General features: G+C 63.5%; 25 protein-coding genes and 1 tRNA gene. 23 read left to right on the forward strand and 3 right to left on the reverse strand.

Features of this window, described 5'->3' with window-relative positions:
* Positions 1-5 precede the first annotated feature (5 nt).
* From pnp to OX89_RS06750, 21 genes are all read left to right on the forward strand, one after another.
* Positions 6-2,189 (forward strand): polyribonucleotide nucleotidyltransferase, encoded by a 2,184-nt coding sequence (gene pnp, locus OX89_RS06650; RefSeq protein WP_047350019.1) that lies wholly within the window; start codon positions 6-8, stop codon positions 2,187-2,189.
* A 99-nt stretch (positions 2,190-2,288) separates the two neighbouring features.
* Positions 2,289-3,293: an NAD(P)H-quinone oxidoreductase gene (locus tag OX89_RS06655; protein WP_047350020.1), complete on the forward strand. Its 1,005-nt coding sequence runs from the start codon at positions 2,289-2,291 to the stop codon at positions 3,291-3,293.
* Entirely contained in the window at positions 3,290-4,042 is a 753-nt protein-coding gene (tpiA, locus tag OX89_RS06660; RefSeq protein WP_084002030.1) for a triose-phosphate isomerase, read from the forward strand. Before OX89_RS06655 ends, tpiA begins: the two co-directional genes overlap by 4 nt.
* A gap of 38 nt (positions 4,043-4,080) precedes the next feature.
* Entirely contained in the window at positions 4,081-4,461 is a 381-nt protein-coding gene (gene secG / locus OX89_RS06665; RefSeq protein WP_015912609.1) for a preprotein translocase subunit SecG, read from the forward strand.
* Positions 4,462-4,589: 128 nt separating this feature from the next.
* A tRNA-Leu gene (locus OX89_RS06670) sits at positions 4,590-4,674 on the forward strand.
* Positions 4,675-4,750: 76 nt separating this feature from the next.
* Positions 4,751-5,110, forward strand: a complete 360-nt coding sequence (locus tag OX89_RS06675; protein ID WP_047350022.1) for an NADH-quinone oxidoreductase subunit A — start codon at positions 4,751-4,753, stop codon at positions 5,108-5,110.
* A gap of 24 nt (positions 5,111-5,134) precedes the next feature.
* Positions 5,135-5,614 carry an NADH-quinone oxidoreductase subunit B family protein gene (locus tag OX89_RS06680; protein WP_047350023.1) on the forward strand — a complete coding sequence of 160 codons (480 nt, stop codon included), beginning with the start codon at positions 5,135-5,137 and terminating at the stop codon, positions 5,612-5,614.
* A gap of 10 nt (positions 5,615-5,624) precedes the next feature.
* Positions 5,625-6,233 carry an NADH-quinone oxidoreductase subunit C gene (locus OX89_RS06685; RefSeq protein ID WP_011804400.1) on the forward strand — a complete coding sequence of 203 codons (609 nt, stop codon included), beginning with the start codon at positions 5,625-5,627 and terminating at the stop codon, positions 6,231-6,233.
* A gap of 26 nt (positions 6,234-6,259) precedes the next feature.
* Positions 6,260-7,513: an NADH-quinone oxidoreductase subunit D gene (locus OX89_RS06690; RefSeq protein ID WP_011804401.1), complete on the forward strand. Its 1,254-nt coding sequence runs from the start codon at positions 6,260-6,262 to the stop codon at positions 7,511-7,513.
* Positions 7,510-8,001 (forward strand): NADH-quinone oxidoreductase subunit NuoE, encoded by a 492-nt coding sequence (gene nuoE / locus OX89_RS06695; protein WP_047350024.1) that lies wholly within the window; start codon positions 7,510-7,512, stop codon positions 7,999-8,001. Before OX89_RS06690 ends, nuoE begins: the two co-directional genes overlap by 4 nt.
* Positions 7,998-9,359: an NADH-quinone oxidoreductase subunit NuoF gene (gene nuoF / locus OX89_RS06700; protein WP_015912612.1), complete on the forward strand. Its 1,362-nt coding sequence runs from the start codon at positions 7,998-8,000 to the stop codon at positions 9,357-9,359. The genes nuoE and nuoF overlap by 4 nt, the downstream gene beginning before the upstream one ends.
* A gap of 15 nt (positions 9,360-9,374) precedes the next feature.
* Positions 9,375-11,522, forward strand: coding sequence for an NADH-quinone oxidoreductase subunit NuoG (gene nuoG / locus OX89_RS06705; protein WP_047350025.1), 2,148 nt, complete (start codon positions 9,375-9,377; stop codon positions 11,520-11,522).
* Positions 11,519-12,595: an NADH-quinone oxidoreductase subunit NuoH gene (gene nuoH, locus OX89_RS06710; protein WP_011804405.1), complete on the forward strand. Its 1,077-nt coding sequence runs from the start codon at positions 11,519-11,521 to the stop codon at positions 12,593-12,595. Before nuoG ends, nuoH begins: the two co-directional genes overlap by 4 nt.
* A 12-nt stretch (positions 12,596-12,607) precedes the next feature.
* Complete coding sequence (gene nuoI / locus OX89_RS06715) at positions 12,608-13,120, forward strand: NADH-quinone oxidoreductase subunit NuoI (protein ID WP_047350026.1); 513 nt, start codon at positions 12,608-12,610, stop codon at positions 13,118-13,120.
* 44 nt (positions 13,121-13,164) lie between these two features.
* Positions 13,165-13,830, forward strand: coding sequence for an NADH-quinone oxidoreductase subunit J (locus OX89_RS06720; protein ID WP_047350027.1), 666 nt, complete (start codon positions 13,165-13,167; stop codon positions 13,828-13,830).
* Positions 13,827-14,135, forward strand: coding sequence for an NADH-quinone oxidoreductase subunit NuoK (nuoK, locus tag OX89_RS06725; protein WP_047350028.1), 309 nt, complete (start codon positions 13,827-13,829; stop codon positions 14,133-14,135). Before OX89_RS06720 ends, nuoK begins: the two co-directional genes overlap by 4 nt.
* Before the next feature lie 31 nt (positions 14,136-14,166).
* Entirely contained in the window at positions 14,167-16,185 is a 2,019-nt protein-coding gene (nuoL, locus tag OX89_RS06730) for an NADH-quinone oxidoreductase subunit L (protein WP_011804409.1), read from the forward strand.
* Positions 16,186-16,198: 13 nt separating this feature from the next.
* On the forward strand, positions 16,199-17,674 hold the full coding sequence (locus OX89_RS06735) for an NADH-quinone oxidoreductase subunit M (protein ID WP_047350029.1): 1,476 nt from the start codon (positions 16,199-16,201) through the stop codon (positions 17,672-17,674).
* 24 nt (positions 17,675-17,698) lie between these two features.
* Entirely contained in the window at positions 17,699-19,192 is a 1,494-nt protein-coding gene (gene nuoN / locus OX89_RS06740; RefSeq protein ID WP_047350030.1) for an NADH-quinone oxidoreductase subunit NuoN, read from the forward strand.
* A gap of 18 nt (positions 19,193-19,210) precedes the next feature.
* Positions 19,211-19,534, forward strand: a complete 324-nt coding sequence (locus OX89_RS06745; protein WP_011804412.1) for a DUF2818 family protein — start codon at positions 19,211-19,213, stop codon at positions 19,532-19,534.
* A 12-nt stretch (positions 19,535-19,546) separates the two neighbouring features.
* Entirely contained in the window at positions 19,547-20,008 is a 462-nt protein-coding gene (locus OX89_RS06750; protein WP_047350047.1) for a DUF1178 family protein, read from the forward strand.
* Between the two features lie 61 nt (positions 20,009-20,069).
* Here OX89_RS06750 and OX89_RS06755 read toward each other — a convergent pair whose 3' ends face one another.
* Positions 20,070-21,872, reverse strand: coding sequence for an ABC transporter transmembrane domain-containing protein (locus tag OX89_RS06755; protein ID WP_047350031.1), 1,803 nt, complete (start codon positions 21,870-21,872; stop codon positions 20,070-20,072).
* Positions 21,873-21,902: 30 nt separating this feature from the next.
* A complete protein-coding gene (locus tag OX89_RS06760; protein WP_011804415.1) occupies positions 21,903-22,271 on the reverse strand; it encodes a hypothetical protein in 369 nt (122 codons plus the stop codon).
* A gap of 48 nt (positions 22,272-22,319) precedes the next feature.
* On the opposite strand from OX89_RS06760, the gene OX89_RS06765 reads away from it, so the two are divergent.
* Both OX89_RS06765 and OX89_RS06770 read left to right on the forward strand, forming a co-directional pair.
* Positions 22,320-22,925 carry an ATP-binding cassette domain-containing protein gene (locus tag OX89_RS06765; protein WP_047350032.1) on the forward strand — a complete coding sequence of 202 codons (606 nt, stop codon included), beginning with the start codon at positions 22,320-22,322 and terminating at the stop codon, positions 22,923-22,925.
* A 43-nt stretch (positions 22,926-22,968) separates the two neighbouring features.
* Positions 22,969-23,598 carry a LysE family translocator gene (locus OX89_RS06770; RefSeq protein ID WP_011804417.1) on the forward strand — a complete coding sequence of 210 codons (630 nt, stop codon included), beginning with the start codon at positions 22,969-22,971 and terminating at the stop codon, positions 23,596-23,598.
* A gap of 63 nt (positions 23,599-23,661) precedes the next feature.
* On the opposite strand, the gene gdhA is transcribed toward OX89_RS06770, so the two are convergent.
* Positions 23,662-25,005, reverse strand: a complete 1,344-nt coding sequence (gdhA, locus tag OX89_RS06775) for an NADP-specific glutamate dehydrogenase (protein WP_047350033.1) — start codon at positions 25,003-25,005, stop codon at positions 23,662-23,664.
* Positions 25,006-25,012 lie beyond the last annotated feature (7 nt).

A 25,012-nucleotide genomic window follows, 5' to 3' on the forward strand; every position in this document is an offset into this window, starting at 1 on the left:
TCATTATGAGCATTTTTAACAAGGTCACCAAGTCGTTCCAGTGGGGTGACAAGACCGTTGTCATGGAAACGGGTGAGATCGCCCGGCAGGCCTCAGGCGCCGTGCTGGTGAACATTGACGACACCGTGGTGCTCGCTACCGTGGTGGGGTCCAAGCAGGCCAAGCCTGGCCAGGACTTCTTCCCGCTGACGGTGGACTACATCGAGAAGACCTACGCCGCCGGCAAGATCCCCGGCAGCTTCTTCAAGCGCGAGGCCAAGCCCAGCGAGTTGGAGACGCTGACCAGCCGCCTGATCGATCGCCCGATCCGCCCGCTGTTCCCCGAGGGCTTCTACAACGAGGTGCATGTGGTCATCCACACCATCTCGCTGAACCCCGAAGTGGACGCTGACATCGCCGCCATGATCGCCGTGAGCGCAGCGCTGTCCGTTTCCGGTATTCCGTTCAATGGCCCCATCGGCGCCGCACGCGTGGGCTACGTCAATGGCGAATACGTGCTGAACCCCGGGCAGACCGCGCGCAAGAGCTCGCAACTGGACCTGGTGGTGGCGGGCACCGAGGCCGCTGTGCTGATGGTGGAGTCCGAAGCGCAGCAGTTGTCCGAAGAGATCATGCTGGGCGCCGTGGTGTTCGGCCACGAGCAGGGCAAGGTGGCGATCAACGCCATCCATGAGCTGGTGCGCGACGCTGGCAAGCCCGTGTGGGACTGGCAGCCGCCTGCCAAGGACGAGACTTTCATCGCCAAGGTCACGGCCCTGGCAGAGGACAAGCTGCGCGCGGCTTACCAGATCCGCAGCAAGCAGGCCCGCACCCAGGCCTTGCGCGAGGCATCGGCCTCGGTGCTGGAATCGCTGAAGGGCGAGGGCGTGGAGTTCGACGCCGTGAAGGTCGAGGCCCTGCTGTTCGACATCGAAGCCAAGATCGTGCGCAGCCAGATCCTGGCCGGCGAGCCCCGCATCGACGGCCGCGACACGCGCACCGTGCGCCCCATCGAGATCCGCAACTCCGTGCTGCCGCGCACCCACGGCTCCGCCCTGTTCACGCGTGGCGAGACCCAGGCGCTGGTGGTGTCCACGCTGGGCACCGAGCGCGATGCGCAGCGCATCGACGCACTGGCCGGCGAGTTCGAAGACCGTTTCATCTTCCACTACAACATGCCTCCCTTCGCCACGGGTGAAGTGGGCCGCATGGGCTCGACCAAGCGCCGCGAAATCGGCCACGGCCGCCTGGCCAAGCGCGCCCTGGTGGCTTGCCTGCCGAGCAAGGACGAGTTTCCCTACACCATCCGCGTGGTGTCGGAGATCACCGAGTCCAACGGCTCCTCGTCCATGGCATCGGTCTGCGGCGGCTGCCTGTCGCTGATGGATGCCGGCGTGCCCATGAAGGCGCACGTGGCCGGCATCGCCATGGGCCTGATCAAGGAAGACAACCGCTTCGCCGTGCTGACCGACATCCTGGGCGATGAGGACCACCTGGGCGACATGGACTTCAAGGTGGCTGGTACGACCAACGGCATCACCGCCCTGCAGATGGACATCAAGATCCAGGGCATCACCAAGGAAATCATGCAGGTCGCCCTGGCGCAGGCCAAGGAAGCACGTATGCACATCCTGGGCAAGATGCAGGAAGCCATGGGTGAAGCCAAGACCGAGATCTCGTCCTTCGCGCCCAAGCTCTACACGATGAAGATCAACCCCGAGAAGATCCGCGACGTGATCGGCAAGGGCGGCGCCACGATCCGTGCCCTGACGGACGAGACCGGGTGCCAGATCAATATCGAGGAAGACGGCACCATCACCATCGCAGCCACCGAGGCTGCCAAGGCTGATGAAGCCAAGCGCCGCATCGAAGAGATCACGGCCGAGGTTGAAGTGGGCAAGGTCTACGAAGGCCCTGTCACCAAGATCCTGGACTTCGGCGCGTTGATCAACCTGCTGCCCGGCAAGGACGGCCTGCTGCACATCAGCCAGATCGCCCACGAGCGTGTGGAAAAGGTGGGCGACTACCTGCAGGAAGGTCAGATCGTGAAGGTTACGGTGCTGGAGACCGACGACAAGGGCCGCGTCAAGCTGTCCATGAAGGCGTTGGCTGACCGCCCCGCCGGCGACAGCGGCCGTCCCGCCCCTGCGGAGCGGGGCGAGCGTCGTGAGCGCCGTGATGGCGGTGCTTCCGAGCAACAGCAGCAGTAAGCCGGGGGTGTTCCTTCGGGAATGCCTGTTTGCTATTGAAATGAGAGCTGCTAACGCCCGATGGACGGGCGCTATCGGCTCAAATGATTCAAAACTGCCATGAATGACGTGATGCAGGCCGTAGAGATTGCGGCGTTTGGCCCGCCTGAGGGGCTGCGTCTCGCCGAGCGCCCGGTGCCGCAGCCGGGAGACGGCGAGTTGTTGATCCGCGTGGCGGCCAGCGGGGTGAACCGCCCCGACGTGCTGCAGCGCAAGGGCAACTACGCGCCGCCCGCGGGCGTCTCCGATCTGCCCGGGCTGGAAGTGGCGGGCGTTGTCGAGTCCGGCGATGCCGCCGCCATGGCGCAGGCGGGCCTTCGCGTGGGCGACCGGGTGTGCGCTTTGGTTGCGGGCGGCGGTTATGCGCAGTGGTGCGTCGCGCCTGTTGCGCAATGCCTGCCGGTGCCGCAGGGCTTGAGCGACGTGGAGGCGGCCTCGCTGCCGGAAACCTTCTTTACCGTCTGGAGCAATGTGTTCGACCGCGGCCGCCTGCAGGCGGGAGAGGTCCTGCTGGTGCAGGGCGGCAGTAGCGGCATTGGCGTTACGGCTATTCAGTTGGCGCGTGCACGCGGCGCCACGGTCATCGTCACGGCGGGTTCGGACGAAAAGTGCGCAGCCTGCCTGGCGCTGGGTGCGCACCACGCGATCAACTACAAGACGCAGGATTTCGTGGCCGAGGCGCGGCGCCTTACCGATGGGCGCGGCGTGGACGTAGTGCTGGACATGGTGGCCGGCTCCTACGTGGCGCGCGAGGTTGAGTGCCTAGCCGAGGACGGCCGCGTGGTCATCATCGCGGTGCAGGGCGGGCTGGATGCGCAGTTCAATGCGGGGCTGGTGCTGCGCAGGCGGCTGACCATCACGGGCTCCACGCTGAGGCCGCGTCCCGTGGCGTTCAAGGGCGCCATTGCGCAGGCATTGCGTGAGCATGTCTGGCCGCTGCTGGCGTCGGGCGCGGTGAAGCCGGTCATCCACAGCACTTTCCCGGCCGCGCATGCCGCGCAGGCGCATGCGCTGATGGAATCCAACCAGCACGTGGGCAAGATTGTTTTGACATGGACGACATGACACAGAAAAAGAAACTCATTGCCGGCAACTGGAAGATGAACGGCAGCCTGCAGGCGAATGCGGCGCTGCTGCAGGCGTTGCGTGATGGCTTGGGCGCGCCCGGTTGCGGCGTGGCGGTGGCCGTGCCGGCGCCCTACCTGGCGCAGGTGCAGGCCTTGGTCGCGGGCAGCGAAATCGCTCTGGCCGCCCAGGATGTGTCGCAGCATGAAAGGGGCGCGTTCACCGGCGAGGTCTCCGTGGGAATGTTGCGCGACTTTGATGCACGCTACGCGCTTGTGGGGCACTCCGAGCGTCGCCAATACCATGGCGAAACCGATGCCGTGGTCGCGGCCAAGGCCCAGCGGGCGCTCTCGGGCGGCGTCACGCCGATCGTATGCGTGGGGGAAACCCTGGCGGAGCGCGAGGCGGGCCAGACCGAGACCGTCGTCAAGCGCCAACTGGCGGCTGTGATCCATGCCGTGGGGCACTGCGTGAGCGAGATCGTGGTGGCCTACGAGCCTGTCTGGGCCATCGGCACCGGCCGCACGGCAACGCCAGAGCAGGCGCAGCAGGTGCATGCGGTGCTGCGCGCTCAGCTCGCCGCCGCGACCGAGAGCGCGGATCGCGTGCTCATCCTGTATGGCGGCAGCATGAATGCTGCCAACGCAGCCGAACTGCTGGCGCAGCCGGATATCGATGGGGGCCTGGTGGGCGGTGCGTCGCTCAAGGCCGCGGATTTCTTGAAAATTATCGCTGCAGCGCATAGCTGACAAGCGCTGGTAGCTATTAAATTAGGAGTGATGGGATTATGGGACTGGTTGTGAACGTGATTCTGGCGGTGCAGATGCTGACCGCCCTCGGGATGATTGGGTTGATCCTGATCCAGCACGGTAAGGGTGCGGACATGGGGGCAGCCTTCGGTAGTGGCAGTTCCGGCAGCTTGTTTGGGGCCAGCGGCAGCGCCAACTTCCTTTCGCGCACCACGGCGGTCCTGGCGACGGTGTTCTTCGTGGCAACCCTGGCATTGGCATACTTTGGCAACCAGCGTCCGGTGAGCACTGGCAGTGTTCTGGAGACGCCCGCAGCAGCTGTCCCCGCCTCGACGGCGCCTGCGGTCGATGCCTCTGCGGCAGCTCCAGCGCCGGCGGTGGAGCCTGCCTCCGGCGCCGCTCAGATCCCGACCAAGTGAACGTTTGAGGCGTCGCAAAAAAACGCCTCATCCGTTTGTGACAGGGTTTTTCCGGGGTAGAATCCCGAATTGTCTGGAAAGCCAAAACCGTTATTTCCGGTCCTCATGCCATCCAGATGCATACAGCAGCCGTCGTGGTGAAATTGGTAGACACGCTATCTTGAGGGGGTAGTGGCGAAAGCTGTGCGAGTTCGAGTCTCGCCGACGGCACCAATCACAAGAAGCCGCCTCCCTGGTCCGCGTTGCGGGGCATGCGAGGCGGTTTTTCAGCGGTGAGCACATCTGCCAGATGAACCTCGATCAATACCTCCCTGTCCTATTGTTCATTCTGGTCGGCATCGGTGTCGGTGTGGTGCCGCTTCTTCTGGGCTATGTGCTTGGCCCCAATCGCCCGGATCCGGCGAAAAACTCCCCCTATGAGTGCGGCTTCGAGGCATTTGGAGACGCGCGTATGAAGTTCGACGTGCGCTACTACCTGGTGGCCATCCTCTTCATTCTGTTCGACCTGGAAATTGCCTTCCTCTTCCCTTGGGCGGTGACTCTGCAAGAGGTGGGGGTGACGGGCTTTGTCGCTGTGCTGGTTTTCCTGGCCATCCTCGTGGTGGGCTTTGCCTACGAATGGAAAAAAGGCGCCCTCAACTGGGAATGAGCCGCCGCTCAAAGGAATGACGCAATGATTGAAGGTGTGATGAAGGAAGGCTTCATCACCACGAGCTATGACTCGGTGGTGAATTGGGCCAAGACCGGATCCCTTTGGCCCATGAGTTTCGGCCTGGCCTGCTGTGCTGTCGAAATGATGCATGCCGCTGCGGCGCGCTATGACCTGGGACGGTTCGGCGCCGAGGTGTTCCGTGCCAGTCCGCGCCAGTCGGACCTGATGATCGTGGCCGGCACGCTGTGCAACAAGATGGCCCCGGCCCTGCGCAAGGTGTATGACCAGATGGCCGAGCCGCGCTGGGTCATCTCCATGGGCTCTTGTGCCAACGGCGGGGGCTACTACCACTACAGCTATTCGGTGGTGCGTGGCTGTGATCGCATCGTCCCTGTGGATGTGTACGTTCCCGGTTGTCCTCCGACGGCCGAGGCGCTGATCTACGGGATCATTCAACTGCAGCAGAAGATCCGCCGCACCCACACCATTGCGCGCGCCTGAAGGGACGAAGATGACTGCTATTGCCATTCACCCCGAGAGCCTGCGGGACGTGGTTGCCTCCGCTCTGGGTGACCGCGTGCGCCAGATCTCGGTGGCGCTGGATGAGGTGACCGTGGTGGTGTCCGCTGCGCGCTATCTCGAAGCCATGCAAATCCTGCGCGATGCGCCCGATTGCAAGTTCGAGCAATTGATTGATCTGTGCGGCGTCGACTATTCTGCCTATGGCGCCACGGGCTCGGAAGGACCGCGCTACGCCGTGGTTTCCCATTTGCTCTCCGTTTCCCTCAACCAGCGGTTGCGCGTGAAGGTGTTCTGCTCCGACGACGACTTCCCCATCGTCGCCTCGGTTACCGACATCTGGAACTCGGCCAACTGGTTTGAGCGCGAGGCATTCGATCTGTTCGGCATCGTGTTTGATGGGCACAACGATCTGCGCCGCATCCTGACCGATTACGGATTCATCGGCCACCCGTTCCGCAAGGACTTCCCCTTGTCCGGCCATGTCGAGATGCGCTATGACGCCGACCAGCGTCGCGTGATCTATGAGCCCGTGACCATCGAGCCGCGCGAAGTGACGCCGCGCGTCATCCGCGAAGACAAGTACGGAGGCCTGCACTGAGGCGGCATGCCGCTTGGTGATCGACCATGGCTGAAATCAAGAACTACTCCCTGAACTTCGGACCGCAGCACCCGGCAGCACACGGCGTGCTGCGCTTGGTGCTGGAACTGGATGGCGAGGTCGTACAACGTGCCGACCCGCACATCGGGCTGCTGCACCGTGCCACCGAAAAGCTGGCAGAGCACAAGACCTACATCCAGTCCTTGCCCTACATGGACCGTCTCGATTACGTGTCCATGATGTGCAACGAGCAGGCCTACTGCTTGGCCATCGAGAAGATGCTGGGCATCGAGGTGCCGCTGCGCGCGAAGTACATCCGAACGATGTTCGGCGAAATCACGCGCCTGCTGAACCACCTGATGTGGCTGGGTTCGCACGGCAACGACTGCGGCAGCTCCACGATCCTCATCTATACCTTCCGTGAGCGGGAGGACTTGTTCGACATGTACGAGGCCGTTTCTGGCGCTCGCATGCACGCGGCCTACTTCCGTCCGGGGGGCGTGTACCGGGACCTGCCGGACAGCATGGCCCAGTACAAGGTCAGCAAGATCAAGAACGCCAAGGCTATCGAGGAGCTCAACCGTAACCGCCAGGGTTCGCTGCTGGATTTCATCGACGATTTCACGCAGCGCTTCCCCAAGTGCGTAGACGAGTATGAGACCCTGCTGACGGACAACCGGATCTGGAAGCAGCGTACGGTGGGTATCGGCGTGGTGCCGGCTGAGCGCGCGTTGAACCTGGGCATGACCGGTCCGATGCTGCGCGGCTCGGGCATCGCGTGGGACCTGCGCAAGAAGCAGCCCTATGACGCCTATGACCGCGTGGACTTCGATGTGCCGGTCGGGGTGACGGGCGATAGCTATGACCGCTATCTCGTTCGCGTGCAAGAGATGCGCGAGTCCAATCGCATCATCAAGCAGTGCGTCGATTGGCTCAGGGCCAACCCCGGCCCTGTCATCACGGACAACCACAAGATCGCGCCGCCCTCGCGCGAGGCCATGAAGTCCAACATGGAAGAGCTGATCCACCATTTCAAGCTCTTCACGGAAGGCTTCCGCGTGCCGGCCGGCGAGGCTTACGCGGCCGTTGAGCACCCCAAGGGGGAGTTCGGTATTTACATGGTGAGCGACGGTGCGAACAAGCCCTACCGCCTGAAGATCCGCGCACCCGGGTTCGCGCATCTGGCCACACTCGACGAAATGGCGCGGGGCCACATGCTGGCCGACGCCGTGGCCATCATCGGCACCATGGATATCGTGTTCGGAGAGATTGACCGATGATTACCGAAGCGACCAAGCAACGTTTTGCCCGCGAAGTGGCGAAATACCCCGCAGACCAGAAGCAGTCGGCGGTCATGGCGTGCCTGTCCATCGTCCAGCAGGAACAGGGCTGGGTCAGCGCCGAGAGCGAGGCCGTGATTGCCGAGTACCTGGGCATGCCCCAGATCGCCGTGCATGAGGTCACCACGTTCTACAACATGTACAACCAGCAGCCGGTGGGCAAGTACAAGCTGGCCGTCTGCACCAATTTGCCATGTCAGTTGCGCCGTGGGCAGGATGCGCTGCACCACCTTGAGAAGAAGCTGGGCATTTCCATGGGCGAAACCACCGCCGATGGCCTTTTCACCTTGCAGCAATGCGAATGCCTGGGGGCCTGCGCCGACGCGCCCGTGATGCTGGTCAATGACCGCAACATGTGCAGTTTCATGGACGACGACAAGCTCGACCAGCTGGTGGACGGTCTGCGCGCTGCGGAGGGCAAACAATGACCACGGCTGCACAAGTGCTGTCGCAATTTCAGGCGACGGGCGTACAGACCTGCTTCCATGACCGCCATATCAATCCGCAGATCTATGCGGGCTTGAACGGCAGCAACTGGAGCCTCAAGGATTACGAGGCCCGGGGAGGCTACCAGGCCCTGCGCAAGCTGCTGGGCAAGGATGGTGGTGAAGGCCTGACCCAGGACCAGGTGATCGCCACCATGAAGGAATCCGGTCTGCGCGGCCGTGGTGGTGCGGGCTTCCCGACTGGCCTGAAGTGGAGCTTCATGCCGCGTCAGTTCCCTGGCCAGAAATACTTGGTCTGCAATTCCGACGAGGGGGAGCCGGGCACGTGCAAGGATCGTGACATCCTCATGTACAACCCGCACATCGTGATCGAGGGCATGATCATCGCGGCCTACGCGATGGGCATCTCTGTGGGCTACAACTACATCCACGGCGAGATCTTCCAGGTCTACGAGCGCTTTGAAGCGGCGTTGGAAGAGGCGCGCGCTGCGGGCTATCTGGGTGACAACATCCTGGGCAGCAGCTTCAGCTTTCAGCTGCATGCGCACCATGGCTTTGGGGCGTATATCTGCGGCGAGGAAACGGCGTTGCTGGAATCGCTGGAAGGCAAGAAGGGCCAGCCGCGTTTCAAGCCCCCATTCCCGGCCAGCTTTGGCCTGTACGGTAAACCCACCACGATCAACAACACCGAGACGTTCGCCGCGGTGCCGTGGATCATCCGCAATGGCGGTCAGGCATACCTCGAGTGTGGCAAGCCCAACAACGGTGGCACCAAGATCTTCTCGGTGTCCGGCGACGTAGAGCGTCCAGGCAACTATGAAGTGCCCCTGGGCACGCCATTTGCCAAGCTGCTGGAACTGGCGGGTGGCGTGCGCAAGGGTCGCCAGCTCAAGGCGGTGATTCCGGGCGGTTCTTCCGCTCCCGTGTTGCCGGCGTCCATCATCATGGAATGCACGATGGACTACGACTCCATCGCCAAGGCCGGCTCCATGCTGGGCTCGGGCGCCGTGATCGTGATGGACGATTCCCGCAACATGGTGGAGAGCCTGCTGCGCCTGTCGTATTTCTACGCGCATGAATCCTGCGGTCAGTGCACACCCTGCCGCGAAGGCACGGGCTGGATGTGGCGCGTGATCAATCGTATCCAGCACGAAGCCGGGCGGGAGAGCGATCTGGACCTGCTCAATTCCGTCGCGGACAACATTCAGGGCCGGACCATCTGCGCGCTGGGCGATGCGGCAGCCATGCCGGTGCGCGCCATGCTCAAGCATTTCCGTCCGGAGTTTGAAGCGCTGATCCGAAACGCCCACCCATCGGGTTCCACCCCCGCCAGCGCCTGAACGCGAGTACAGCATATGGTTGAAATCGAACTGGACGGGAAGAAGGTAGAAGTCACCGAAGGCTGCATGGTGATGCATGCGGCCGAGAAGGTGGGTACCTACATTCCCCATTTCTGCTACCACAAGAAGCTTTCCATTGCCGCCAATTGCCGCATGTGCCTGGTGGAGGTGGAGAAGGCCCCCAAACCCCTGCCTGCATGCGCCACGCCTGTGACGCAGGGCATGATCGTGCGCACCAAGAGCGACAAGGCGATCAAGGCCCAGCAGTCGGTGATGGAGTTCCTGCTCATCAATCATCCGCTGGACTGCCCCATCTGCGACCAGGGCGGCGAATGCCAGTTGCAGGATCTGGCCGTAGGTTATGGCGGCGATTCCTCGCGCTATGGCGAGGAAAAGCGCGTGGTGGCGCACAAGGACGTAGGCCCGCTGATCTCCATGGAAGAGATGAGCCGCTGCATCCATTGCACGCGTTGTGTTCGTTTCGGCCAGGAAATCGCCGGCGTGATGGAACTTGGCATGGTGAACCGTGGCGAGCATTCGGAGATCACGACCGTGATCGGCGATACGGTCGACTCGGAACTGTCGGGCAACATGATCGACCTGTGCCCGGTGGGCGCACTGACCAGCAAGCCCTTCCGCTACAGCGCCCGCACGTGGGAACTGTCTCGCCGCAAATCCGTGAGTCCGCACGACTCCACGGGTGCCAATCTCATTGTGCAGGTCAAGAACCACAAGGTCATGCGCGTCGTCCCGTTCGAGAACGAGGATGTCAACGAGTGCTGGATTGCTGACCGCGACCGTTTTTCCTATGAGGCATTGAATTCCCCCGACCGCCTGACACGTCCCATGCTCAAACAGGGTGGGGAGTGGAAGGAAGTCGATTGGCAGACGGCCCTGGAATATGTGGCCAACGGTCTGCGGTGCGTCAAGACCGAGCACGGCGCCCAGAGCATCGGAGCGCTGGTAAGCCCGCACAGCACAGTAGAAGAGTTGTTCCTGGCCGGCGCGCTGGTGCGCGGGTTGGGTAGCGACAACATCGACCACCGTCTGCGCCATGCGGAGTTCGGCAAGGCCGAAGGTGTGCGCTGGCTGGGGACGTCCATCGCATCCCTGAGCACGCTGCAGTCCGTGTTGGTCGTGGGCTCCAACCTGCGCAAGGATCATCCGCTGTTTGCACAGCGAATTCGCCAGGCAGCCCGCCATGGATGCGGGGTGTCTGCTATTAATTCGGTAGCGTATGACTGGGCCATGCCCGTGGCCCACGCGCGCATCGTGCCAGCCAGCGGCTGGGGTGCTGCGCTGGCCGAGGTGGCGGCTGCAGTCGCCGAGCACAAGGGCATGCCCGCGCCCGTGCCAACGACGGCCATCGGGGATGATGCGCGCGCCATCGCGGCGTCGCTGCTCGCCGGGGAGCGCAAGGCCATCCTGCTGGGCAATGGTGCGGCGCATCACGCCCGGGCTTCCGGCTTGCTGGCGCTGGCGCAGTGGATTGGCGCCCAGACCGGGGCCACGGTCGGTTACCTGACCGAGGCGGCCAACACGGTGGGCGCGCAGTTCGTCGGCGCCCAGCCGCAAAAAGACGGTTTGAACGCGGCCCAGATGCTCGGCGGCAAGCTCAAGGCGGCCCTGCTGCTCAACGTGGAGCCCGAGCATGATTCGGCTATGGGTGTCGCGGCGGCGCAGGCCCTGGCCAAGACCGACATGGTCGTCACCCTGAGCCCCTTCAAGACCAATCTCGAATTCAGCGACGTGCTGCTGCCCATCGCGCCGTTCTCCGAGACGTCCGGCAGCTTCGTCAATGCCGAAGGCCGCCTGCAGAGCTTCCACGCGGTGGTCAAGCCTGCCGGTGACGCCCGACCCGCATGGAAGGTGCTGCGCGTGCTGGCCAACCTGCTGGGGTTGAAGGGCATGGACTACGAAACCTCGCAGGACGTATTGGCCAGCGCCATCGGCAGGCCCACCGGTGAGTCCACCAGCGACGGCCTGCAATTGCCCGCCGAACGCCTGAGCAACGCCACCAAGGCCGAGATCGGTTCGCTGGCAGGCGAATGCGGCGAGCCCGCCGTGGCCGCCATCTATCAGCTCGACAGCCTGGTGCGCCGTTCACCTTCGCTGCAACTGACGGCCGACGCGCGTGCGGCACGTGAAGGAGTCGCTGCATGATCGACGCAATCTACAACGGCGGCCTGAACCTGGTCGCCGCCTCATGGTGGACCGGCGCGGCCTGGCCCGTCATCTGGAATCTCATCAAGATCATCTGCGTCGTATTGCCGCTGCTGGGGGCCGTGGCCTACCTGACGCTGTGGGAACGCAAGCTGCTGGGGTTCATGCAGGTGCGCTTCGGGCCCAACCGCGTCGGGCCCTTCGGCTTGCTGCAGCCGATTGCCGACGCCCTGAAGCTGCTGACCAAGGAGCTGATCCAGCCTGCGGCGGCTGCCAAGGGTCTGTTCTATCTCGGCCCGGTGATGGCCATCATGCCCGCGCTGGGCGCATGGGCGGTGATCCCCTTCGGGCCGGATCTGGCGCTTGCCAATGTCAACGCGGGCCTGCTGCTGGTCATGGCCATCACCTCCATCGAGGTATATGGCGTGATCATTGCCGGGTGGGCCTCCAACTCCAAGTACGCCTTCCTGGGGGCCTTGCGTGCCTCGGCCCAGATGGTCAGCTATGAAATCGCCATGGGCTTTTGCTTCCTGGTCGTCATCATGGTGTCGGGCAGCATGAACCTGACCGAGATCGTGGCCGTCCAGGGGCGCGGCACCATGACGGACATGGGGCTGGGCTTCCTGTCCTGGAACTGGCTGCCGTTGTTCCCCATCTTCATCGTTTACCTGATCTCCGTGGTTGCCGAGGTGAACCGCCACCCGTTCGACGTGGTCGAGGGCGAGGCGGAAATCGTGGCGGGCCACATGGTCGAGTACTCGGGCATGGGCTTTGCCATTTTCTTCCTGGCGGAATATGCCAGCATGTGGCTGGTCTCCATCCTGGCCGTGGTGATGTTCCTCGGGGGCTGGCTGCCGCCCTTCGATGCGCTCGGCTTCATCCCGGGCTGGATCTGGCTGGGCATCAAGACCTTCCTGGTGGTGTCCATGTTCATCTGGATTCGGGCCACCTTCCCGCGCTTCCGCTATGACCAGATCATGCGTCTGGGTTGGAAGATCTTCATTCCGGTCACCCTGGTGTGGCTGCTGGTCGTGGGCGCATGGTTGCTGTCGCCCTGGAACATCTGGAAATAAGCGGGGACATCCATGGCTGCTGTTGCTGCTTCTGCATCTTTCTCCATCAAGGATTTTTTCAAGAGCTTCATGCTCTGGGAACTGGTCAAGGGTATGGCCCTGACGGGCCGCTACACCTTCCGTCGCAAGGTGACGGTGCAGTTCCCCGAGGAAAAGACTCCTCTTTCGCCGCGTTTCCGCGGCCTGCATGCGCTGCGCCGCTATGAAAACGGCGAAGAGCGCTGCATTGCCTGCAAGCTGTGCGAGGCGGTGTGTCCGGCGGTGGCGATCACCATCGAGTCCGACGTGCGCGCCGATGGCTCGCGCCGCACCACGCGCTACGACATCGACTTGACCAAGTGCATCTTCTGCGGCTTTTGCGAAGAAAGCTGCCCGGTTGACTCCATCGTGGAAACGCCGATCTTCGAGTACCACGGTGAAAAGCGGGGCGATCTGTACTTCACCAAGGACATGCTGCTGGCCGTTGGTGACCGCTACGAGCCCGAGATCGCAGCCGCCAAGGCTGCGGACGCCAAGTACCGTTGACCGGGTGTCCGTACAACGTCTGAACTTTTGAAAAGACCTGATTCATGGATGCCAAGACCGGTTTCTTCTATCTGTTTGCGGTGGTGCTGCTTTATGCGGCCTTCCGGGTCATCACGGCGCGCAATCCCGTGCATGCCGTGTTGCATCTGATTCTTGCCTTCTCGCAGGCCGCCGGTATCTGGCTGCTGCTGAAGGCGGAATTCCTGGCCATCACCTTGGTGCTGGTCTATCTGGGTGCAGTGATGGTACTGTTCCTGTTCGTCGTGATGATGCTTGACATACGCATAGACGCCGTGCGCAAAGGCTTCTGGAAGCATTTTCCGGTGGCAGCCCTCATCGGCGCCATCGTGACGTTTGAAATGGCGGCCGTGCTGATGACGGGCTTCCGCGGTATGGAGGAGCCCAAGGCGATCGCCGACGTGGTGGTCAATGCGGCGGGGCAGGCCGTGCCGTATTCCAACACCAAGGCTTTGGGCAAGCTGCTGTATTCCGAGTACCTGTACCCGGTCGAGGTGGCGGCCGTGATTCTGCTGGTGGCCATGATCGCGGCCATCGCACTGACGCTGCGCCAGCGCAAGGATTCGAAGGCCATTGACCCCGCTGACCAGATTCGCGTGCGTGCCGCCGACCGCGTCGTGATGATGAAAATGCCAGCCACCGAGCCACCGGCCGCAGAGGCCGCACCCGCTGCCGAGGAGAAGAAGCAATGACACCGACGCTGGGCCACTTTCTCACGCTGGGCGCCATGCTGTTCGCCATGGCGGTGATCGGCATCTTCCTGAATCGCAAGAATCTCATCGTCTTGCTGATGGCGATCGAACTGATGCTGCTCGCGGTGAATTTCAACTTCGTCGCGTTCTCGCACTACCTCGGGGACATGCACGGTCAGGTCTTCGTGTTCTTCATTCTCACCGTGGCGGCTGCTGAATCCGCCATCGGCCTGGCCATCCTGGTGCTGCTGTTCCGTAACAAGTCCAGCATTGACGCGGAAGACCTCAACACCCTCAAGGGTTGATGGGTCACCGGTACTTGCAAGGTTCTCAAGAATGAGTCAAACCCTTTCTGCTTCGATGCTGCTGGCGGTGCCCCTGGCGCCGCTGGCGGGCTCCGTGCTCGTTGGCGTGTTCGGTACCGCGTTCGGCGGTAACTTGATCGGCCGTCGTGGTTCCCATTCGCTGACCATCCTGGGGGTGCTGATCGCCTTCGTGCTGTCGGCCATGACGCTCCAGAGCGTCGTGCAGGATGGCGCGGGCTTCAACGACACCATCTACACCTGGATGGTCGTGGGTGGCCTGAAGATGGAGGTCGGCTTCCTGATCGACAGCCTCACGGCCATGATGATGTGCGTGGTGACCTTCGTGTCCCTGATGGTGCACATCTACACCATCGGCTACATGGAAGAGGACGACGGCTACAACCGTTTCTTCTCCTACATCTCGCTGTTCACCTTCTCCATGCTCATGCTGGTCATGAGCAACAACCTGCTGCAGCTGTTTTTCGGCTGGGAGGCGGTGGGCCTGGTGTCGTACCTGCTGATCGGCTTCTGGTACAAGAAGGACACGGCCATCTTCGCGAACATGAAGGCATTCCTGGTGAACCGGGTGGGCGACTTCGGGTTCATTCTCGGCATCGGCCTGATTGCCGCCTACGCGGGCTCCTTCAACTATGGCGAGATCTTCGCCAAGGCCAATGAACTGGGCGCCATCGGTTTCCCCGGCACCGACTGGATGCTGATCACCGTGATCTGCATCTGCCTGTTCATTGGCGCCATGGGCAAGTCGGCCCAGTTCCCGCTGCATGTGTGGCTGCCCGATTCGATGGAAGGCCCCACGCCCATCTCGGCCCTGATTCACGCCGCGACCATGGTGACGGCCGGCATCTTCATGGTGTCGCGCATGTCGCCGTTGTTCGAGCTGTCCGATACGGCCCTGAACTTCGTCCTCGTCATTGGCGCCATCACCGCGCTGTTCATGGGCTTCCTGGGCATCATCCAGAACGACATCAAGCGCGTGATTGCCTATTCCACGCTGTCCCAGCTGGGCTACATGACCGTGGCCCTGGGCGCATCGGCCTACTCCGTGGCTGTGTTCCACCTGATGACGCACGCCTTCTTCAAGGCGCTGCTGTTCCTTGGTGCGGGCTCGGTCATCATCGGCATGCACCACAACCAGGACATCCGCTGGATGGGCGGCGTGCGCAAGTACATGCCCATTACCTGGATCACCTTCCTGCTGGGCTCTCTGGCGCTGATCGGCACGCCGTTCTTCTCGGGCTTCTATTCCAAGGACGCCATCATCGAGGCGGTGCACGCCAGCCATCTGCCCGCCGCAGGCTTCGCGCATTTCGCCGTGCTGGCCGGTGTGTTCGTCACGGCGTTCTATTCGTTCCGCCTGTACTTCCTGGTGTTCCACGGCAAGGAGCGCTACGACCAGAACCCCGACGCGCACCACGACGACCACGGCCACGGGCATGGTCACGACGCCAAGCCGCACGAGTCGCCCTGGGTGGTCTGGCTGCCGCTGGTGCTGCTGGCCGTTCCGTCGGTGGTGATCGGCGCCATGACGCTGATGCCCATGCTGTTCGGCGATTTCTTCAACGGCGTGATCCATGTCGATGCCACGCGCCACCCCGCCATGGCGGAACTGGCCGAGAGCATCCACGGCTGGAAGGAAATGGGCATGCACGGCTTTGTCGCCGCGCCGTTCTGGCTGGGACTGGCGGGAGTTGCCCTGGCCTATTACATGTACATGGTCAATCCGGCCCTGCCGGCCGCCATCAAGCGGGCCTTCCAGCCTGTCTTTACGCTGCTGGAGAACAAGTACTACCTCGACTGGATCAATGAGAACATCATTGCCCGGGGGGCTCGCTGCCTGGGTACCGCCCTGTGGAAGGGCGGCGACCAGGGCGTGATCGACGGGGCCATCGTGAATGGCTCCTGGAAACTTGTCGGACGCATTGCCGGACTGGTGCGCTGGCTGCAGTCGGGTTACATCTACCACTATGCGCTGGTCATGATCCTGGGTGTGTTCGCACTCATGACGTACTTCGTCTGGCTCAACAAGTAGAGGGAAATCAAAAATGGGTTTGTTGAGTCTTGCCATCTGGGTGCCCATCGCATTTGGTGCCCTGTTGCTGGCGTTGGGGCGCGATGAGCATGTGGGGGCCGTGCGCTGGCTGGCACTCATTGGTGCGCTGGCCGGGTTTGCCGTCACGCTTCCGCTCATCGGTGGTTTCGACAATGGCAGCGCTGCCGCGCAGTTTGTCGAAAAGAGCATGTGGATCGAGCGTTTCAACGTCCACTACCATCTCGGCGTGGACGGAATCGCGTTCTGGTTCGTTCCGCTGACGGCCTTCATCACGGTGATCGTGGTGATCGCATCCTGGGAGGCCATCACCGAGCGGGTGAACCAGTACATGGCTGCATTCCTGATCCTGTCGGGCCTCATGGTCGGCGTGTTCTGTGCCATGGACGGGATGCTGTTCTATGTGTTCTTCGAGGCCACGCTGATCCCCATGTACCTGATCATCGGTATCTGGGGCGGGCCGAACAAGATCTATGCGGCCTTCAAGTTCTTCCTGTACACCTTGCTGGGTTCGCTGCTGACGCTGGTGGCCTTCATCTATCTCTACAACCAGTCGGGCGGCAGCTTCGACATTGCCACCTGGCACAAGCTGCCACTGTCCGGCACGGCGCAGACCCTGCTGTTCTTCGCCTTCTTCGCGGCGTTTGCCGTCAAGGTGCCCATGTGGCCCGTCCACACCTGGTTGCCTGATGTGCACGTCGAGGCGCCGACTGGCGGCTCCGCAGTGCTGGCCGCCATCATGCTGAAGCTGGGCGCGTATGGTTTCCTGCGCTTCTCGCTGCCGATCGCGCCGGACGCTTCGCGCGAATGGGCTTGGCTGATGATCACCCTGTCGCTGGTGGCTGTGATCTACGTGGGGCTGGTGGCCATGGTGCAAAAGGACATGAAGAAACTCGTGGCCTACTCGTCCGTTGCGCACATGGGCCTGGTCACCCTGGGCTTTTTCGTGTTCAACGACATCGGCGTGTCGGGTGGCCTGGTGCAAATGATTGCCCACGGCTTCGTCTCCGCAGCCATGTTCCTGTGCATTGGCGTGCTGTATGACCGCGTGCATTCCCGCGAGATTGCAGCCTACGGCGGCGTGGTCAACACCATGCCCAAGTTCGCGGCCTTTGCGCTGCTGTTCTCCATGGCCAACTGCGGCTTGCCGGCGACGGCAGGGTTCGTGGGCGAATGGATGGTGATCATCGGTGCCGTCAAGTTCGACTTCTGGGTCGGCCTGGGCGCCGCCACCAGCCTGATCCTGGGGGCCAGCTACACCCTGTGGATGTACAAGCGCGTCTATCTTGGCCCCGTGACCAATGACAACGTGCGCGGTCTGGCAGACATCGGCGGGCGCGAATTCCTCATCCTGGGGCTGCTGGCGATCGCCGTGCTGTACATGGGCATCCATCCCAAGCCCTTTACCGACGTGATGGATGCCTCCGTGGCCGAGTTGCTCAGGCATGTGGCCCAATCCAAGCTCAATTGACCAGACTGAACCGAGAGAAACGAGATGATTGACAACATCAGCTGGCTGGCGATTTATCCCGAGATCGTGCTGCTGGTCATGGCTTGCGTGATTGCCCTGGTGGATCTGGGCGTCAGCAGCGCGCGCCGCACGGGAACCTACGTGCTCACCATGCTCACCCTGGCGGTGGTGGCCGCGCTCCAGGCCATGTACGCGAGCAGTGGCAACACCTTCTACGCCTGGGGCAACATGGTGGTCAGCGATGCCATGGGCAACTGGCTCAAGTGCTTCGCCACCCTGGCGGTGATGGTGGTGCTGGTCTATGGCCGTCCCTATGCCACGGATCGCGGCATGCTGCGTGGCGGGGAACTGTTCACCCTGACCATGCTGGCGCTGCTGGGCATGTTCGTGATGATTTCGGCCAACAACTTCCTGCTGATCTATCTTGGCCTGGAACTGCTGACGCTTTCCAGCTATGCGCTGGTCGCCCTGCGCCGCGACAACACCACGGCCACCGAGGCCGCGATGAAGTATTTCGTACTGGGCGCCATGGCCAGCGGCTTCCTGCTGTATGGCCTGTCCATGCTCTACGGCGCCACCGGTTCGCTGGACATCGGCCAGGTATTCAAGGCCATCAACGCGGGGCAGATCCGTCACCAAGTACTGGTGTTCGGCCTGGTGTTCGTGGTCGCCGGGCTGGCTTTCAAGATGGGCGTGGTTCCGTTCCATATGTGGGTGCCAGACGTGTACCAGGGCGCGCCCACGGCCGTGACGCTGTTCATCGGCAGCGCACCCAAGCTGGCCGCGTTCGCCATGACCATCCGCTTGCTGGTGGACGGCCTGTTGCCGCTGGCCATCGACTGGCAGCAGATGCTTGCGGTACTGGCCATCGGGTCGCTGCTGGTGGGTAACCTGGCTGCGATCATGCAGACCAATCTCAAGCGCATGCTGGCGTACTCGACGATCTCGCAGATGGCATTCGTGCTATTGGGCCTGATGTCGGGTGTGGTGCATGGCAACGTGGACGCCACCGCTGTGGAGAACGCCTACAGCTCCGCCATGTTCTACGTGGTGACCTATGTGCTCACCACGTTGGCGGCCTTCGGTGTGATCCTGCTGTTGGCGCGCGAAGGTTTTGAAAGCGAAGAAATTTCCGACCTGGCCGGTCTGAACCAGCGCAGCCCGCTGTACGCAGGCGTGATGGCCGTGTGTCTGTTCTCGATGGCCGGCATTCCGCCGCTGGTCGGTTTCTATGCCAAGCTGGCCGTGCTGCAAGCGCTGGTCGCGTCCGGGCAGGTACTGCACATCGCCTTGGCGGTATTCGCCGTCATGATGTCGTTGATCGGCGCGTTCTACTACCTGCGCGTGGTGAAGGTGATGTACTTCGACGCACCATTGACTGCTACCAGCGTGTCCGCACCGTTGGATGTGCGTGTGGTGCTGACCATCAATGGCGCTCTGGTCCTGGTCCTGGGACTGCTGCCGGGTGGGCTCATGGCCCTGTGCGCCGATGCCATCGTGCGCGCCCTCGCCACCTGACCGGGCGTCGCGGCTGCCATGACCCAGACGGGGGCCATCTGGCTGGTAATTTTGGCCGCCCTTGTGGCGGCCAATCTCCCTTTCATCAATGACCGGTGGCTGGTCGTCGGCGCGCGCGTTCGGGAAGGCAAACCCTTCTTCGTCCGCGCGCTGGAATTGGTGTTGCTGTACTTCCTGGTCGGTGGTCTGGCGTTGGCGCTCGAAAAACGGGCAGGGCAGATTGCGCCCCAGGGCTGGGAGTTCTACGCGGTCACCGGGGCGCTGTTCGTGACGCTGGCATTTCCGGGGTTCGTCTACCGCTACCTGATGCGTCGCCGCGACCGCAGTGCCGCCGAGGACTGATGAGGGTTGGCCTTGAAAGTACTCGACCTGCTGTGTTCGCTCGACCACACGTTTGAAGGCTGGTTTGCGAGTGAGGGCGACTTTCACAGCCAGCAGGCACGTGGCCTGGTGCAGTGTCCGATGTGCGGAGACTCGCAGGTGCGCAAGGGGGTCAGCGCTCCCCGGTTGAACCTGAGCACCGGGGCCTCCACATCGCGGCAAGCCCCTGCGACGGCTCCCGCTCCCGTTCCGCCAGAGGGGGTATCCGCCGCCTTTCAGGCCGCATGGCTTGCCATGGCGCGCCAGGTCATGGCGCAGACCGAGGACGTGGGAGACCGCTTCGCATCCGAGGCACGCCGCATGCACTACGGCGAGACGGAAGAGCGCGGCATACGCGGCCAAGCGACGCCCCAGGAAACCGCCGAGCTGCTGGATGAGGGTATTGCAGTGCTGCCGCTGGCGTTGCCGCAGGCAGCGAAAGAGCCTCTGCACTAGGGTTCTGGCTCTGGCTGGCTCTGGCTGGCTCTAGCGCGTCGGCGCCGCCCCCAATGACCCTTCAACGCGAGAACTGCAGCGCTGCCAAGCGGGCATAGACGCCGCCCTGATGCAGCAAGTCCTCATGCCGCCCCTGCTCGACGATGCTTCCATGGTCCATGACCACGATGCGGTCCGCATGCTGGACGGTGGCCAGCCGGTGGGCGATGACCAGGGTAATACGTTGGCGGGAATGCTGGCGAAGCGCGGTGTCCAGCGCAAGCTGCACGGCACGCTCGCTGTGCGCGTCCAGGGCGCTTGTGGCCTCGTCCAGGAGCAGTACGGGGGCGTTCTTCAGCAGCGCGCGGGCTATGGCAATGCGCTGGCGTTGGCCTCCTGAGAGGCGTACACCATGCTCGCCGAGAAAGGTGTCGTACCCCTGCGGCAGCGCGTCGATGAATTCATGGGCAAATGCGGCGCGTGCCGCTGCTTCCACGGCGTGCCGGCTCGCCTGCGGATCGCCATAGCGGATATTGTCCAGGGCCGATGCGGAAAAAATCTCGGCGTCTTGCGGAACCACGCCAATGTGGCTTCGCAGCACCTGCGGGTCCATGTCGCGCAAATCCACGCCACCCAACGTGATGCGGCCCTCGCTCACGTCGTAGAAGCGTTGCAGCAATTGAAAGACGGTGGACTTGCCGGCGCCGCTGCTGCCCACCAACGCAACGGTTTCTCCTGGCAGCAGGCGCAGGTCGAAGTGGCGCAGCGCGGGTGGCACGGGGCGCGAGGGATAGGAGAAGCCTACGCCCGTGAACTCGATCGAAAGGTCTGTGGCCCGCGGCATGGCGGGCCGGGATGGTGCGGCAAGCGTGGGGCGTGTTGCGAGCAGTTCCATCAGCCGCTCCATCGCACCCGCGGCGCGCAACAGGTCGCCATAGACCTCGCCCAGCACGGCTACGGCACCCGCGAGAAACATCGCATAGAGAATGGTCTGCCCCAGTTGCCCGGCCGACAGCGTCCCTGCAAGGACCGCCTGGGCCCCGAGATACAACCCCCACAGCAACAGCGCGGCGCTGGCAATGATGATGAAGGCCATCAGCGCTGCACGGGCGCCGCTGCGGCGCAGGGCTGCACGCAGCGCACTCTCCGTAGCCGCCGCGAAGCGGGCGGCCTCGCGCGCTTCTGCGGTGTAGCTTTGCACCACGGGAATGGCGCCCAACACCTCTGCGGCGATGGCGCTGGCATCTGCCACGCGGTCCTGGCTTGCGCGTGACAGACGCCGTACACGCCGTCCGATCCACATCGACGGCAGCACGATGGCGACGATGGCCCCGAAGGCGAGCGCCATCACGTAGGGCGTGCTCCAGATCAGCATGCCCAGCGCGCCGGCGCCCAGCACGGCATTGCGCAGCCCCATGGACAGCGATGAGCCCACGACGGTCTGCACCAGTGTCGTGTCGGCCGTGAGGCGCGACAGCACTTCTCCCGTTTGCGTGGTTTCAAAGAACTCCGGGCTCTGCCGCAGCACGTGCGCGTAGACGGCGTTGCGCAGATCTGCCGTGACGCGTTCGCCCAGCCAGCTCATGAGGTAGTAGCGTGCGGCCGACGCCAATCCAAGTGCCACGGCGACCGCGAACAGCACTGCAAAGTGCGTGCGCAAGGCCGGTGCGCCGACGCCTTTTCCCCCGGGGGTGGCTGCGCTAATCGCGCCATCGATCAATTGACGCAGGGCCGCGGGAAAGGCCAGCGTTGCCAAGGCGGCGAGCAGCAGAAACGCCATCGCGCCAGCGAGGTGTATCCGGTAGGGACGCAGGAACGGCGCCAGTTCCCTCATCAGGTGGCGCATGTCCTGGGGTCTTTTCTGGGCGTTGGTGGACCTTGCCATGCGCCAGTGTAGGGCGGAAGAGTCGCTGGGTTACGTGGCGCCGAAGCGGTCCACGAACGCCGCTGCAAAGGCTGGGCCGCCACTGAGGGAAAGCGTCAAGGTCACCCACGCCTGGGGCTGGGATTGTGGTCGTGGATGAATTTGCCGTTCGTGGATGTCGAACCCCAGCGCCAGCAAGGGCAACCCGTCGCGCTCGCACTGCAGGTCGTAGTCCCACAGTCCTCCCGTCTCGACCGGGCCGCGCAGAGCGCCGAACTCGGTGTGCGCCCAGTCCAGCAGCGCTGTAATCTCCGCCAGCAGCTCGGGCAGGCGTGCCGTGGGCACGCTGGCCACGGCATCCCAGGTGGCCGTGCCTTCCTCATCCTCGCTGTAGTCAAAATCCAGAAAATGCAAAGTCATGCGACAACCCAGCCCTGTGATGCGGGCGCTGTTTCTTCAGGAGAAATCATGCTGAAGTGCCCCGAGCCTATTGCATCCCCGCCCGCGTTGCGGGCCGACGGGATCTGCTTCGGCTTTGCGCAACGGCCCTTGTTCCAGCACTGGAGTGCGGATTTTCCCGCAGGCCTGGTGCTGGTGCAGGGTGGGGATGGGGCGGGCAAGACCAGCCTGTTGCGCCTGATGGCCGGAGAGTGGGCGCCGCAGGCCGGGCGGATGCTGCTGCATGGCACGAGCGCGACGCAGAATCCTGCGCAATACCGGGCACAGGTCTTTTGGCGCGACCCGCGCGCGCCGTGGCCGCAGGCGATGACGGCGCAGGACTGGGCCGCCGGGCAGCGCACGCTCCATGCGCGCTGGTCCGAGGAGGACTGGCGCGCCCACGCCGCGGGCTGGGGCATTGCCGGGCATTTGCACAAGGCCATGCACCAGCTTTCCGCAGGCAGCCAGCGCAAGGTGCTGATGGCCGGCCTGGACAAGGCGTCCATCACCTACCTGCTGCAGGCGCTGCAGCGGGAGGCAAGTGCACCCCGCACCCCTGGGCGCGTGTTGGTGGTGGCGCATTACGATGCGTTGGGCGATCTGCCCTGGCGCCACCGGGTGGTACTGCCGGAATAAACTGACGCACCTTTTTCCGCGCCCGCTGGCGCAAGGAGTTGTCGTGGAAGCCCTGCTGTTTGCCCCCGCCGCCGTTGCCATTGCGCTCACGCCCGGCCCCAACAATTTCTGCGGGCTCAACAACGGCATCCGCGCCGGTGTCGCAGCCGCGCTGATCGCGACCGTGGGGCGGGTGGCCGCATTCGCCATTTTCCTCAGTGTCTCGGCCGTGGGATTGGGGGCCATGCTGCTGGCTTCGGAGGCCGCATTCACGGCCGTTAAATGGGCCGGCGCCGTTTATCTGTTCTGGATTGGCTGGCGCGCATGGCGCAGCCGGGAGTTCGGTGGCGCGGCGCTGGTCGAGGGAGATGAGGCACCCGCACCCGCGCGCGCCTCGGTGCGCGCCCTGATGGCAGGGGAGTTCCTGCTGGGCATCACCAACCCCAAGGCCATCATCCTCTTTGCGGCCGTCTTCCCGCAGTTCATCGATCCGGCACAGCCCGCGGCGCGGCAGTTCCTGGTGCTGGGCAGCATCTACCTGATGGCGGAATTCGTGGCCACAGCGGTGTATGCCACGTGCGGGCGGCAGATCCGCCGCGTGATTCGCACGCAGCGCGGCGTGGTGCGGCTGAACCGTGCCACAGGTGGCTTCTTCATGGGAGCAGGCGGCTTGTTGCTGACGGCCAACCGCTAAAAAAAGCCGGCCCAGGGGCCGGCTTGCGCGGTGTGCCGCAGGCGCGGGGCCTGCGCAGAGGTATCAGACCACGCCTTGCGCCAGCATAGCCTCGGCCACCTTCACGAATCCAGCCACGTTGGCACCGTTGATGTAGCTCACGCTGCCATCGGCGCGCTTGCCGTATTGCAGGCAGGCGGCGTGGATGCCCTGCATGATCTGGAGCAGGCGCGCATCCACTTCGTCGCGGGTCCACGACAGACGCATCGCGTTCTGGCTCATTTCCAGGCCCGAGGTGGCCACGCCACCGGCGTTGCTGGCCTTGCCCGGTGCGTACAGCACGCCCGCCTGCTCGAACAGCTTGGCTGCCTCGTTGGTCGAGGGCATGTTGGCGCCTTCGGCCACGCACAGCACGCCGTTCTTGATGAGGGTGCGGGCGTCGTCTTCATGAAGCTCGTTTTGCGTGGCGCAGGGCAAGGCCACGTCCACCTTGACATGCCAGGGACGCACGCCGGCTTCGAACTTCACGCCGGTACGCGCGGCGTAGTCGCTCACGCGGCCGTAATGATGGTTTTTCACGTCCATCAGGATGGCCAGCTTCTCGGGGGTGAAGCCGTCTTCGTCGATGATGGTGCCGCTGGAGTCCGACACGGTGATGACCTTGGCACCGAGTTGCATGGCCTTTTCCACGGCGTACTGGGCCACGTTGCCCGAGCCGGACACGGACACGCGCAGGCCGTCGAAGCTGCGGCCCCGGGTCTTGAGCATCTCGTCGGCGAAGTACACCGTGCCGTAGCCGGTGGCCTCGGGGCGGATCAGCGAGCCGCCGAAGGCCAGGCCCTTGCCCGTGAACACGCTGGCGGCGTTGTTGGCCAGCTTCTTGTACATGCCGGCCATGAAACCGACCTCACGGCCGCCCACGCCGATATCACCCGCGGGCACGTCGGTGTCGGGACCCACGTGGCGGAACAGCTCCGTCACGAAGGCCTGGCAAAAGCGCATGACTTCGGCCGGGCTCTTGCCCTTGGGGTCGAAGTCCGAGCCACCCTTGCCGCCGCCCATGGGCAGCGTGGTCAGCGCGTTCTTGAAGGTCTGCTCGAAGGCCAGGAACTTCAGCACCGACAGGTTGACCGAGGGGTGAAAGCGCAGGCCGCCCTTGTAAGGGCCGATCGCCATGCTGTGCTGGATGCGGTAGCCGCGGTTGATATGCACATTGCCGTGATCGTCGAACCAGGACACGCGGAACATCACCACCCGCTCGGGCTCCACCAGGCGCTCCAGCAGGCCTTGCTCGGCATAGCGCGGATTCTTTTCGATGAACGGCCACAGGCTTTCCATGACCTCGGTCACGGCTTGCAGGTATTCGGGCTGGCCGGGGTTGCGCTGTGCAACCTGTTCAAGGAAATGGCCCACGGATTGGTGCTTCATAAGGACT

The organism is Diaphorobacter sp. J5-51, from assembly GCF_001023515.1.
Classification (GTDB): domain Bacteria; phylum Pseudomonadota; class Gammaproteobacteria; order Burkholderiales; family Burkholderiaceae_C; genus Diaphorobacter; species Diaphorobacter nitroreducens.